The organism is Staphylococcus sp. Marseille-Q5304, from assembly GCF_943737015.1.
In the GTDB taxonomy this organism is placed as follows: Bacteria; Bacillota; Bacilli; order Staphylococcales; family Staphylococcaceae; genus Staphylococcus; species Staphylococcus hsinchuensis.
In genome coordinates this window covers 726,174-739,519 of sequence record NZ_CALSFP010000001.1, presented here as the reverse complement: position 1 = coordinate 739,519, position 13,346 = coordinate 726,174, and the positions used below count along the sequence as shown (strand labels likewise).

Below are 13,346 nucleotides of genomic sequence, written 5' to 3'. Positions count from 1 at the left end.
TGTTAATTAATATATTTATTTAATTATTTTTTGTCAAATGCTTTACTACATTCACTGCTTGTTTAACAATCATTGTTACACCATTACGAGATTGATTGATTCCATTTGTTAATTGACCTATCGCATACATGTTATCTAAAGTACCATATCTCGGACTAATGACTTGATTTGTTTCAGCTAATATTTGAATTCCACCTAGTGGATGTGCTTGTATCACTTGTCTATTTTCCATATTTATAATGAGTTGATCATCTTCATCCAAATCTGCGAGTTGTGTCTTAGAACCCGTAGCATTAATAACGACATCAAATTGTTGTTTCGTCTCTTGTTGATCTTTAAATTCAAAGTGAAATTGTTTGTCATCATATTCAATGTTTTCTAGTCCTGATTTAATTTCAATTTGACCTGATTGAATATAATCTACGAGTAATCGAGCTGTTTCTGGAGGCATAGGATTACTATTATCTTTAAGCACCCAACTATATTCAGATAAAAAACGCTTTTGGTCTTTACGACTCAGACTATTCCAAATCCAATTTAAATTTTCTTTAGCATTTTCTAGTAAGCTTTGTAATTTACCTAATTCGATTGGATGATTTAAATCATATGTTAAGTCATCGATAGGATTGCCTACTCTACGTTCTATTAACTGTTTAATTGGTAAGTCATAACGTGCACAATCTTTTAAAAATAACTTTATGACTTTTTCTAATGGCGCATTGCCGAAATGTTCCTTTTTCAATTGGTTTAATTGCACAGGAGTTAAATGTTCAAAGTGAACTTCAGGCATTTCCCCACGCACACTTGGCAATTGTCCCTTCCTACTTGTCATCGTTATAGGTAAGTTAGGATGATGCGACACGACGTATCTTATAACATCTAAACTAGCTAAACCTGTACCTACTACTGCAATGCGTTCTGTTTCGTCAACTTCGTCTAGTGTATTATAAGTTGGATATGGTGTATGTATATACCCTTTCTTTCCTTTCAATTGATATGGATCATGGTATGACATTGTCCCAATAGTTAAGAATACAACATCGTATTTTTTACATTTACCTATTTCTTCAGAGGTGCAGACATTATATATAACGTTTGTTTGCCCTATACCTGCTTCTATAAATACTTCTTGAACTTGTTGTTCGATCAAGTGGATATTCTCAAATTGTTCATTGTACTTTTGTATAAAACTCTTCATGTAATGACCAAAGAGAAATCTCGGTAAATATTCAGGATGCTTATATTTAAATGTCGACTGGTGTTCATACCAATTGAAAAACTCTCTTTTATTGTCTAAATTTAACGACATTTGTTCGGCAGGCAAATTGATTAATAATTGCTCACTATCATTTTGAAATGGAATGCCCTGTCCTATATTTTTCGTACTATCATACGCATCAATGTGCATTTTTGAAAAATTTTTATTTTTAACTAACTCTCTGAGAATGCTGACTCCAGCGGTCCCCGTTCCTATAATGGCTATTCTCATAATACACATCCTATCTCAATTTCTGTACATTTCAGTATACCAATTTAACATAATAATAAACAAAATTACGTAACTTTGCTTAAAATGAGTACTAAGTTATAAAATTCTAAAAACTATGTTAACATTTATACATTATAAGAATTAATTATTAAACTAATTAAGGGGCAAAATCATGCGAAAATATAAATATTTAACTTTAGTTATTATTTTATGTACTTTGGTGCTAGCTTCATGTGATTTACCAGGATTAGGCGGAGGCAATGCTAAAAAACAAGTGAAAATTTCAGCTTTAGCTACGAGTGAATCTCAAATTATGGCATATTTAATTAAAGAGCAAATTGAACACGATACCCACCATAAAATTGAAGGCTCAATTATTAACAATTTAGGCTCAGCTACGATCCAACATAATGCACTATTAAAAGGTGACGCCGATATTAACAGTACACGCTACACTGGAACAGATTTAACAGGTGTGCTCAAGCATAAACCCATTTCTGATTCCAAAAAAGCAACCGAAATCACCCAAAAACAATTTAACAAGAAATTCGATCAAACATTTTTTGATTCTTACGGTTTTGAAAATACGTTTGCCTTTGTAGTAACGAAAGAAACTGCTAAAAAATATAATCTGCATACAGTTTCCGACTTAAAAAAAATAAAGGACAAAGTTAAAGTTGGTACAGATACCACTTGGATTAAACGCGGTGGCGACGGTTATGGTCCATTTAAAAAACATTACGGATTTGGTTTTAGCAATTTAAAACCTATGCAAATCGGATTAGTGTATGATGCCCTCAAAAATAAAAAATTAGACGTTGCATTAGGTTATACCACTGATGGTAGAATTGCAGCATATGATTTAGTCGTATTAAAAGACGATAAAAATTTCTTCCCGCCGTACGATGCGAGTGCAGTCGCGCCAAATAAATTACTTAAAAAACATCCAGAAATTAAACAATCGATTGAGAAATTAAAAGGTACAATCGATACAAAACAAATGCAAAAATTAAATTATCAAGCTGATGGCGAAGGCAAAGAACCTGCAATTATCGCTGAAGAATTCTTAAAGAAACATCATTATTTCGATAACAAATAATATTCTCAGTCTAAATATGTATCGTACATTGATGTACGTATAAAGCACTGTAGTGTTACTCTATTTTTAAGGAAGTGAGTATTATGAAATTCGTTCTAAAACTGATTGCAACATTAATATTATTGATGTTTATCTTTAGTGGAAAAAATAAAGCTTATTAATTGAATAAGTACTGAATCACTTAATGATTCAGTTTGCAATAAAAACTAAGAGTCTGAGACATCTATTTTTGTCTCAGACTCTTTTTCAATTACTACATTTTAATTTTTCAAGAAACTTGCACACATTTTCTTTAATATAAAAGAGCAGAAACAACAACAATTTCAAGTGTCGCCTTTTCTGCTCTTTTAATTAATATATTTACTTTTTATGTTTAGCATCGTCTTTGTATACGAAGTATTTGTAATATTTACCTTCTGTCTTCATGTTGTCATAGAAATCAGCCATAATCTTCGCATTACTTTTTGCCCATTTAATATCCGTAGCGTATTGATGTTCACCAGGATTTTTAGGATTCCATCTCATACTATATAGCGTATTTTGATCTTTGTGTGATAAGAAATGTTTGTGGATAAATTGCGCCCCGCCGTCAATGGCTTTCTCAGGCGTATCCCAACCATGTTTCTTAGCATATTCGCCACCCGTTTTCACTGGGTCTTCATCTAATGCACCAACTCCAAAGAAATTATAGTATTTTTTTCCATCTATTTTAACACCACTTGAAATTTCACTCTTAGCTGAACCTGTTTCAAGTAATGCATGAGATATTAAATAAACTTCATTTACATGATGACGCTTTGCAGCTTGAATGAAATCATCTGAATGTTTAAGTAATGTCGGATTGTCTAAAAGCATACGCTTAATTCTATTGTCATCGATGCCTTGATATTTATCTAACTCTAAAAATTGATAATTTTGTGTATCATCATCAATGAGAGCTTCACTGTTCATAGCCGATTTAATCTCAGTTGATGAAGCGTCTCTCCAATTCTCTTTCTTTTTATCTGAAGTTTGTTGACTCGTGTGGTTATCAATTTGTTTGTTAGCAGCTTTATGTAAAGACACATTCAAATTTTCTACTTTTTCTTGTTCTTTAACGTGCTTAAAGAATATTTGATCTGAAATCATTGAGAAAACAATGACTACAGTTATGCCCAAAACAATTAACAATCCACCAATTGTTAAAAGCGAGCGTTTTTTCTGTTTCGTCATTTTCACACCTCATGAGGAATAATTAAATATAAAATGATTGACGTTAACTTAAAATTTATATGACTTTCTTATAAGTTAACTTTCCTTTTTTCTATCTGGTACCAAATTCTAACACTAAATAAACGAACGTACAATTTAATACCTTGGTTGTTACATATTCATAAAAAAAGTAATGAAAGTTTAATTTCATTACTCTTGACTTTTATCGTACTCCATTATAATAAAACTAACGGCTTGTGATCTATTTTTATAATAATAACGGTTTAAATCGACCGCTCCCTCTACTTCACCTTCGCGATATTTCATTTCTTTCGTTACATTATTTATCATTACAAAATCAGATTTGTCTTTTATAACGTCTAAATCATTATGTTTTGCGAAAAAATGTTCCAAGTTTAAAAGTGCGTAATCCATATGTACCTCCTAAAAATATTAAAAAGATAACAAAATATCAATAAAGTGTTATATCTTAATTTAAAAAACGTGTTAATTACTTAAAAGTGCAAATTTTTAGTTCTACGCCTACTATTTAACACCCTTTTAGTAGATTTAGCAAATGAAAATTTATAAAAATCCCATTAAGCTTTGATTATCCGGAAATTCTCGTTGTATGTACAACATTGGAGCTACTATGACTTTTGAGCAATTTCACGATAAGCACCAATATATTATTCACTGTGTGTTGAAGCAATATCAAGTTAAATATCAATATGATGAATATTACCAGCAATTATTAATCAAGATGTGGCAACTATTTCTTGATTATAATTGCAGTAAATCATCCTCAATTAAAAACCATCTATTTATACGCCTCAAATACTATCTCATCGATTTATTTCGTCAACAAGGTGCATCGCTCACCAACCTAAACTTAGAAGATCACACTAATGATTTACTTAGTTATGATGATTCTGAATTTACCCTATCACTCGAGCAATTCCGCACTATTCTCACTAACCAAGAACAACAATGGCTAGAGTTAAAGCTTGCAGGCTTTACACAACAGGAAATGGCACATCAACTTAATTGTTCGACCTCTACTCTTAAAAATTATCAAAAACGCGTACGCCAGAAATTTATAAATAACTATTTTGAAATGAAAAGGTGATTTTTATATGTCTCAATTAACAAAAATCTTATATTTCAAGACTGTACTGAGTTACGAACCATTGACGTTATGTCAGTTTACGACACATCAATTTACCTATCCTACAACGATTACACGCACACTCAAATATTTTCTTGAAACATATCAATTATCATTCGATCTTCAATGTAAAAAAGCTAAACAGTTATTAAAAATTCGTAAGTTAGTCCCTTTAGTCGTATCAAAAGACATTATTTTATTTCCTGTTAAAACGCAACGTGCCCCTCTACAATATTATATTAATGCCGCAGCAATTACAGGTATAACTTCAAAAGGCAATCAAACTTATATATTTTTTGAAAATACAACATATATTATTTTAGATGTCCCCTATACGCTCGTTTATAAAAAATGGCAAGAAAGCCTAACACTTTCTCACCTTTTAACTTAATTATTTATTAAACTTATAAGCTAACAACTTTTTAGTAAAATATGCAGTAACTTGTTTAATAAAGTATAAACTTAGAACAATGAGAAGTATGGAACCTATAAATGACAACGCTACAATAATCATCGATACGTTACCACCAGAGCTCATTAATGATTGAACCACTGCTAAGCTTAATAAAAAGCCAAATAAAAATAGGCCAATTAATACAATGTATGTTATGAGTATTAATATCAATAATAAAAATAACTGTGTAGGTGTCATCTTTTGTCTTTTGAATATATATTTACGCAAAAACTGGTTAGAGAACGCAATAGGTTTGTTTACTATTTCATTATCTTGATCATTAATTGTAGAAAGTACATCATCTAATTGTTGTCGTTCATTTCTATTAAGAAACCATAATTGTTTTCGAACCTTTTCTTTAAAAACATTTAATTTCATATTTCAAACACCTTTCTAAAAATAGCGAAATCCAACTATTTAATCATATTATATCAGACAAAGAATTCTTTATTTACCTACCTATTTATATTTATTTTTGATTACAACATTAATAAAGTACTTGCTTATAAATACAATAAAAAGCCAGTAAATGAGTTTTTAAATTCATTTACTGGCATTCTTAATTTATATAACTTAACGCATAGTCTTAAATATCTACACTTTCGTGTAACCAAGACACTATTTAAACTACATTTACAATAATCTTTTGAATTAAAGTATAGATAACCCTGAACTTTGGATATCCTTTGCAAATCCTTTTACCGTATCTACTGATAATTCATTTACATCGCGACCAATATTGTTATTTACTTTCTTTACTACATCTGGTGGACAAGTAATGATATCAGCACCAATTTCGTCAGCTTGAATGACATTAAGTACTTCACGACAACTAGCCCATAGTAATTGTACGCCTTTTTTACTATGAGTTACTTCTACAGCTTCTTTCATTAAAGGTAGTGGGTCAACACCAGTATCTGCAATGCGGCCAGCAAATACAGAAACATAAGTTGGTACACCTTCTGTAACTGCTTCTGTGATTGCTTTAACTTGATCCATCGTATATACAGCTGTCACATTTAATCTTACGTTATCTGCTGATAGCTTTTTAATTAATGGAAGAGTAGACTCACCTTTAGTATTTACAATAGGAATTTTAACAAATACATTATCGCCATATTGTTTTAAAATTTCTGCTTCTTTTTCCATCGTTTCTAAATCATCTGCAAAAACTTCAAATGAAATAGAAGCGTCTGGAATTTCTCGTACCGCTTCTTCAGCAAAAGCTTTATAGTCTTTAACGCCTGCTTTAGCCATTAAACTAGGATTTGTCGTAAAACCATCCACTTGTTTATTAACATAGGCAGCTTTCATTTCCTCGATATCTGCACCATCCGCAAATACTTGTACATTTAAATTTGACATAACATACGCCTCCAAAAAAAGATTAAACGATACTCGTTTATTATTACAGTTCTTAAAACTCTTACACCCTTTATACCACCATCATTTAGTTTATTCTAATTTTTTGCTTAAGGTGACATTTACGTAGCTCATAACTTGTCTTTAAACAAATGATTAACTGAGTCATTAAATAAATTACGTTCACTTCAATTTAAAATATGGTATTATAATTAAATGGCTTGTTAGAGGAGGTTATTATGGCACGATCAAAACTTTATTTTTATTTAACATTATTATTTATACTAATTAGCTTTTATTTTAATACTAAAAATCCATTACTGAATATACATTTTCATTCGATTATAAAATTAATCATTGTATGTAGTATAATTAATGCGATTATATTAATAATTTCTGTTATTTTTGCAGATAAATCTATTAAACATGCAAGAGACAAAGAAGACTGGATTAGAAAAGCAAGTAAGTTCCTACCGTTCATTTTACTTATTGTTATCATCCTACACATATTAAGTTCATTATCTACATTCGATGTGCTATTTTAAATATTGAAAACGGAGGTCCAGGCATGAAATATTTATATATTTTTTTGGGTGGTGCTATAGGTGCACTACTGAGATATATTGTCTCCTTTCTGAATTTTTCAATGATGTTCCCTCTTGGAAACTTTATAGCGAATATACTTGGCTCTTTTATTTTAGGTATTGTAGTTGTCTATACGTTTCGTCTATTAGTGAATAAACCAAACTTACAACAAGGGCTCTCAGTAGGATTGTTAGGTACATTGACTACATTTTCAACCTTTCAATTTGAACTTGTACAACTATTACAACAAGGTATAATTATATGGCTAATCGTTTATGCATGCGTTAGTTATGTTGTCGGTTTACTTGCTTGCTTTGCAGGTATGAAGTTAGGAGGTAGGTTAGCATGATAAAAATCCTACTTCTTATGTGTGGCGGTGGCATTGGTGCTGTTATCAGAGGTACGATCACGCATCTATGTCAACGATATTTTAATAGTCAGATACCTATTGCGACAAGCCTTGTCAATATATTGGGTAGTTTCATAATTGGAATGGTAATGGCTTTAACAATTCACAATACGTGGATACACCCTTTTTTCGTAGTTGGTGTACTTGGCGGTTTCACAACATTCTCAACGCTTTCTTCAGAATTAGTTAAATTCTTAACACCTAACAAACAATATGGCTTGTTCTTCATCTATTCAACAATACAATATGTCGGTGCATTTATCGCTTGTATTTGTGGTTATTATCTCATTTAATCAAATGCATAGAAAAACGTGAGACAATTATTTGTCTCACGTTTTTTAGTAAGCATTATATGTACACGCTTAATATTACTTATCTTTACCAGTAAATTCGCTTGGATCTGGCCCGATACGTTTATCTTCGTTTATTTGATCTAACTTAGATACTTGCTCCTCGCTTAATTCAAAATTAAACACATCTAAATTTTCTTCAATACGACTTGGTGTTACAGATTTAGGAATTACGACTACACCGTGTTCTATATTCCATCTAATAATGACTTGTGCAGGCGACTTTCCAATTTCTGTAGCTATCGCTTGAACTGTTTCATCATCTAATATTTGTGCATTCATTAATGGGGACCATGATTCTACATGGATATTTTGAACTTCCATATAGCGTCTTAAAGGTTCTTGCGTTAAATAAGGATGAAACTCAACTTGGTTAATAACTGGTTTGATAGATACTTGTGCTAACAGTGCTTCAAAGTGTTCTACATTAAAGTTACTCACACCGATATTTTTCACTTTGTCTTGCTTATATAAGTCTTCCATTCCTTGCCATGTATCAATCATTAATGCTTCATCAGTACCTGGCCAATGCATTAAATAAAGGTCTAAATAATCTAAACCTAAACGTTCTAAAGATTTATTATAAGCATCTGCCACATTATTGCGTCCATAATCTGCGAGCCACAGTTTTGAAGTAATAAATAAATCACTTCGTTTTAAACCAGTAGTTTCTAAAGCTTCAGCTATTCCTTCCCCTACTTTAACTTCATTTTCATAGATCATTGCAGTATCAATATGTCTATAACCACTTTCAATTGCATGTTTAACTGCTAATTTACATTCGTCTGAATTTTCGACACGAAATGTACCTAAACCAACCATTGGCATTTCATTGCCATTGTAAAACTGAACACTTTCCATTTAAAGACCTCCTATTCGCTATTACAAAATCTATAATAATTAAAATAACTTCAGTAATAAAGTAAATAATCTTGCAAAAAGCATTCTATTTTCAATTTATTAACTCTAAAAAAACTGCCAACTAAGTCGTTAACTTAATTGACAGTTTGATGTAATGTTATATTAATTGAATGTTTCAATCTCATCCATAATACGTTGTAAATCTTCAACGTTATATTGAATTCGACCATGGAATACGAATTTATTAAAGAATTCGTCTAATTGTTCAGGCCCAACCAATACTTTCGAACTAGAACTTTGTGCATAGTTTGAAATTGTAACCGCGCCTTCATTCTTCGGATTAAAGTAAAGAATTGTTGTCGGTGTGAATTTCAAGTTTAATTTTGTTTGTAAATCACCTGCTAAATGTTCTAAATCACTTAAGTATTTTGAATAGTTCACAAATGATAACGAATGTTTATCATCATTTTGATCTAAAACTAACGTTTGTGGTGATTGTTTATCAAGATCTAGCGTTTCAAATACTTGTTCCATCGTAGGTTGTTCTTTGAATTGTCTTGAGTTAATGCCGTTATATACATGTCCCTTTAATAACTGTGAGTCAATGATATAAAGACCAGTACGTGTTAGTACTAAATGACTTAATCTTTGTACATTACTGAATTCATTCTCTGGCAAGAATATATTCGCCATGATGTGCATATCCTCTGGTCGAATGCGTTTCTCATTCACTAAACGTTCACGAATACCGATTAATCGCATATCCGTTACATATTCACTTTCATTTTTAGAGAACAACTTTAAAGCATCGATTTCTCGATCTTTGTTATTTACAGTATTATCGTAATCTTCCTTTTGCTTTGTCACTGTCTTTTTATTTTCAATACGTTCTTTCTCTAACTCTTCTTTATGCTCGTCTTTTAATTTCTTTTCTCTAGATTGATATTTCTCTTCAACCTTTTTTTGTGCCTTCTTCTTACTACTTAGTGCAGCAATGAAAAGAATGAGCAATACAACTGCTACAATGATTGCGACAGCTAGACCAATTAATAATGGTACTCCACTCATAACGTAAACGCTCCTTTATGTGTTACATAACTTAATTATAAACAACTTTCGCTTTCTGTTCGAGAGATAAGTTTACAATAAGTTGGTCTTTTTATGCTTTAACAGCATCTTTCAATAAGTTCACTTTATCTAATTTTTCCCATGGTAGTAACACATCAGTACGACCGAAGTGACCATAGGCTGCTGTTTGTTTATAAATCGGGTGTTTTAAGTCTAACATTTTAATGATACCTGCTGGTCTTAAATCAAAATGAGATCTGACCGCTTCAACAAGTTGTTCTTCGCTAACATAACTTGTACCAAATGTATCGATTGAAATTGAAACTGGTTCTGCAACACCGATTGCATATGCTAATTGAACTTCACATTTATCAGCTAATTCAGCAGCGACGATGTTTTTAGCAACATATCGTGCGGCATAAGCTGCTGAACGATCCACTTTGGTTGGATCTTTACCACTGAAACAACCGCCACCATGACGTGCATAACCACCATAAGTATCTACAATAATCTTACGACCTGTAAGTCCTGCATCACCTTGTGGTCCACCAATGACGAAGCGTCCTGTTGGATTAATAAAGAACTTAGTTTCATCATCGAGTAAATTTTCTGGTACTGTTGGATAAATAACATGGGACTTAATGTCTTCTTGAATTTGCTCCAATTCTACATCTTCTGCATGTTGCGTTGATACAACAATTGTGTCAATTCTGCTAGGCTCATCATGTTCATCGTACTCCACAGTAACTTGGACTTTACCATCGGGTCTCAAGTAATTAAAAATTTCATCTTTACGTACGTCTGATAAACGTTTCGCTAACTGGTGAGATAAAAATATCGGTAACGGCATATAAGTATCCGTTTCGTTTGTTGCATAACCAAACATTAACCCTTGATCTCCGGCACCAGTAGCTGCGATATCCGCTTCAGTTGTTTCATCGCGGTATTCTAAAGCCTTATCTACACCTTGTGCGATATCTGCAGATTGTTCATCTATCGCGGTTAACACGGCCATCGTTTGACTATCGTAACCATATTTCGCACGTGTATAACCGATATCTTTAATTGTTTCACGAACTACTTTAGGAATATCTACATAAGTCGAAGTAGATATTTCACCAGAAATTAATGCCATACCTGTAGTCACAGTCGTTTCACAAGCTACACGAGCATTAGGGTCATCCTTTAGTATTTCATCTAAAATTGCATCTGAAACTTGATCTGCAATCTTATCTGGGTGACCTTCTGTTACAGATTCTGAAGTGAATAATCTTTTATTATACATAATTTGCTCCTTTAAATATTTATTACGAAAATTCTCTTTCATAGTGAGCTCATTAAAAAAGGCCTTCATCACTATTTATTAATAGAGAGAAGGCTTTTATACGTCCATTCGCTCTTATCGTTCAGACCTATTTGTCTGCAAACGGTTTGGCACCTTTCTTCTATAAAATAGAAGAGGTTGCTGGGCTTCATTGGGTCCATGTCCCTCCGCCTCTCAGGATAAGAGAATCCGTTAGTAACTATAGTACAGAATTTAGATCATATTGTCAATTTAACATTTAGTTATAAATTATTATTATTCATCACAAAATGATATGGACTAATCATACATATGTGTTATACTTTTCAATTGTAAAGGCTTATATTTTCAAAAATCTAGGAGGGATCGAATATGGCTGTAGATACATACACATATACGAATAAGATTAAGAGCTTATTAGAGAAACCAACTTCACTTTTCCAATTATCTACAACTCAACTGTACAAGAAAATTTTAGAAAACGATGAAGGCGAATTAACAGAATTGGGTGCGATTAATGCTAAAACCGGAAAATATACTGGACGCTCACCAAAGGATAAATTCATCGTCAACGAACCTTCATATAGAGATGATATCGATTGGGGTAATATCAACCAACCTATCGACGAAGATACATTTTTAAAACTGTATGACAAAGTCATCACCCACCTTGATGCTAAAGACGAACTTTATGTATTTAATGGTTATGCTGGCAGTGATGAAGATTCTCAACTTAATTTAACTGTCATCAATGAATTAGCATGGCACAATTTATTTGCTCAAAACATGTTCATTCGTCCAAATTCTAAAGAAGAAGCAGAAGATATTAAACCTAACTTCACAATCGTTTCAGCACCAAACTTTAAAGCTGATCCTGAAATTGACGGCACTAAATCAGAAACGTTTATCATCACTTCATTTAAACATAAAGTGATTTTAATCGGTGGTACTGAATATGCTGGTGAAATGAAGAAAGGTATCTTCTCAGTAATGAATTACTTATTACCTAAAGATGACATTATGAGTATGCACTGTTCTGCAAATGTTGGGGAGAAAGGTGACGTTGCCCTATTCTTCGGTCTTTCTGGTACAGGTAAAACAACATTATCAGCTGATGCATCCCGTAAACTTATCGGTGATGATGAGCACGGTTGGAACGATAACGGTATCTTTAATATCGAAGGCGGTTGCTACGCAAAAGCAATTAACCTTTCATATAAGAAAGAACCACAAATTTATGATGCAATTCAATACGGTACAATTTTAGAGAACGTCGTTGTAGACGAAGAAGGCAATGTAGATTTCGATGATAACCGTTATACTGAAAATACAAGAGCAGCTTACCCTATTCACCATATTGAAAATATCGTTACACCTTCAAAAGCAGCACACCCAAATACGATTATTTTCTTAACAGCCGATGCGTTTGGTGTATTACCACCAATCTCTAAATTAACGAAAGATCAAGCGATGTATCATTTCTTAAGTGGATTTACAGCTAAACTTGCAGGAACAGAACGTGGTATTACTGAACCAGAACCATCATTCTCAACATGCTTCGGTTCACCTTTCCTACCATTACACGCAAGAGAATATGCTGATTTACTTGGTGAACTTATCGATGAACACGAAGTTGACGTTTATTTAGTTAATACAGGATGGACTGGTGGTAAATACGGAACAGGTCGCCGTATTAACTTAGGTTATACACGCCAAATGGTTAACGAAGCAATTACAGGTTCACTTAAAGACGCTGAATACATTAAAGATGATATGTTCGGTTTAAACATTCCAGTTCAAGTTGAAGATGTACCACAAACATTATTGAACCCAATCAATGCTTGGAGCAAACCAGAAGAATATAGAGCACAAGCTCAAGATTTAATTGAACGCTTTAAACAAAACTTCGAAAAGTTCGGAGACGAAGTTTCAGATTTAGCTGAAAAAGGCGGTTTCAAATAAAACGTTTTACAAGTAAACTTTTAATTACTGTCATCATCATAGCAC

General features: G+C 32.4%; 15 protein-coding genes and 1 riboswitch. Of the genes, 7 read left to right on the top strand and 8 right to left on the bottom strand.

The window, feature by feature from the left end:
* Positions 1–19: 19 nt before the first annotated feature.
* A complete protein-coding gene (locus NGI30_RS03810) occupies positions 20–1,489 on the bottom strand; it encodes an FAD/NAD(P)-binding protein (protein WP_251519729.1) in 1,470 nt (489 codons plus the stop codon).
* A gap of 172 nt (positions 1,490–1,661) precedes the next feature.
* Here NGI30_RS03810 and NGI30_RS03805 point away from each other — a divergent pair, with 172 nt between their 5' ends.
* Positions 1,662–2,588, top strand: a complete 927-nt coding sequence (locus tag NGI30_RS03805; RefSeq protein ID WP_251942751.1) for an osmoprotectant ABC transporter substrate-binding protein — start codon at positions 1,662–1,664, stop codon at positions 2,586–2,588.
* Between the two features lie 360 nt (positions 2,589–2,948).
* Here the strand turns inward: NGI30_RS03805 and sagB are convergent, their stop codons facing one another.
* Complete coding sequence (gene sagB / locus NGI30_RS03800; RefSeq protein WP_251942750.1) at positions 2,949–3,800, bottom strand: peptidoglycan release complex glucosaminidase SagB; 852 nt, start codon at positions 3,798–3,800, stop codon at positions 2,949–2,951.
* Between the two features lie 189 nt (positions 3,801–3,989).
* A complete protein-coding gene (locus NGI30_RS03795) occupies positions 3,990–4,214 on the bottom strand; it encodes a hypothetical protein (protein WP_251519723.1) in 225 nt (74 codons plus the stop codon).
* Positions 4,215–4,431: 217 nt separating this feature from the next.
* Between NGI30_RS03795 and NGI30_RS03790 the strand changes: the two genes are divergently transcribed.
* Positions 4,432–4,908, top strand: a complete 477-nt coding sequence (locus NGI30_RS03790; RefSeq protein ID WP_251519721.1) for a sigma-70 family RNA polymerase sigma factor — start codon at positions 4,432–4,434, stop codon at positions 4,906–4,908.
* A 7-nt stretch (positions 4,909–4,915) separates the two neighbouring features.
* Positions 4,916–5,338, top strand: coding sequence for a competence protein ComK (locus tag NGI30_RS03785; protein WP_251519718.1), 423 nt, complete (start codon positions 4,916–4,918; stop codon positions 5,336–5,338).
* Here NGI30_RS03785 and NGI30_RS03780 read toward each other — a convergent pair whose 3' ends face one another.
* Together NGI30_RS03780 and NGI30_RS03775 are read right to left on the bottom strand one after the other, a co-directional pair.
* Positions 5,339–5,779 carry a hypothetical protein gene (locus tag NGI30_RS03780; protein WP_251519717.1) on the bottom strand — a complete coding sequence of 147 codons (441 nt, stop codon included), beginning with the start codon at positions 5,777–5,779 and terminating at the stop codon, positions 5,339–5,341.
* Positions 5,780–6,052: 273 nt separating this feature from the next.
* Positions 6,053–6,766 (bottom strand): transaldolase, encoded by a 714-nt coding sequence (locus tag NGI30_RS03775; RefSeq protein WP_251942749.1) that lies wholly within the window; start codon positions 6,764–6,766, stop codon positions 6,053–6,055.
* 236 nt (positions 6,767–7,002) lie between these two features.
* Between NGI30_RS03775 and NGI30_RS03770 the strand changes: the two genes are divergently transcribed.
* Genes NGI30_RS03770 through NGI30_RS03760 form a run of 3 tightly spaced genes read left to right on the top strand, consistent with a single transcriptional unit; the run spans position 7,003 to position 8,050 of the window.
* Positions 7,003–7,308, top strand: a complete 306-nt coding sequence (locus NGI30_RS03770; RefSeq protein WP_251519713.1) for a hypothetical protein — start codon at positions 7,003–7,005, stop codon at positions 7,306–7,308.
* A gap of 23 nt (positions 7,309–7,331) precedes the next feature.
* Positions 7,332–7,697: a fluoride efflux transporter CrcB gene (crcB, locus tag NGI30_RS03765; RefSeq protein WP_251942747.1), complete on the top strand. Its 366-nt coding sequence runs from the start codon at positions 7,332–7,334 to the stop codon at positions 7,695–7,697.
* Positions 7,694–8,050: a fluoride efflux transporter FluC gene (locus NGI30_RS03760; RefSeq protein ID WP_251519709.1), complete on the top strand. Its 357-nt coding sequence runs from the start codon at positions 7,694–7,696 to the stop codon at positions 8,048–8,050. Before crcB ends, NGI30_RS03760 begins: the two co-directional genes overlap by 4 nt.
* Before the next feature lie 75 nt (positions 8,051–8,125).
* Here the strand turns inward: NGI30_RS03760 and NGI30_RS03755 are convergent, their stop codons facing one another.
* The 3 genes from NGI30_RS03755 to metK all read right to left on the bottom strand — a co-directional run bounded on the left by NGI30_RS03755 (position 8,126) and on the right by metK (position 11,324).
* Positions 8,126–8,968, bottom strand: coding sequence for an aldo/keto reductase (locus NGI30_RS03755; protein ID WP_251942745.1), 843 nt, complete (start codon positions 8,966–8,968; stop codon positions 8,126–8,128).
* A 162-nt stretch (positions 8,969–9,130) separates the two neighbouring features.
* On the bottom strand, positions 9,131–10,036 hold the full coding sequence (locus NGI30_RS03750; RefSeq protein WP_251519705.1) for an NERD domain-containing protein: 906 nt from the start codon (positions 10,034–10,036) through the stop codon (positions 9,131–9,133).
* A gap of 91 nt (positions 10,037–10,127) precedes the next feature.
* Positions 10,128–11,324 carry a methionine adenosyltransferase gene (metK, locus tag NGI30_RS03745; RefSeq protein ID WP_251943916.1) on the bottom strand — a complete coding sequence of 399 codons (1,197 nt, stop codon included), beginning with the start codon at positions 11,322–11,324 and terminating at the stop codon, positions 10,128–10,130.
* 108 nt (positions 11,325–11,432) lie between these two features.
* Positions 11,433–11,546, bottom strand: a riboswitch (SAM riboswitch).
* Positions 11,547–11,711: 165 nt separating this feature from the next.
* Between metK and pckA the strand changes: the two genes are divergently transcribed.
* Positions 11,712–13,301, top strand: a complete 1,590-nt coding sequence (gene pckA / locus NGI30_RS03740; RefSeq protein WP_251942743.1) for a phosphoenolpyruvate carboxykinase (ATP) — start codon at positions 11,712–11,714, stop codon at positions 13,299–13,301.
* Positions 13,302–13,346: the final 45 nt, after the last annotated feature.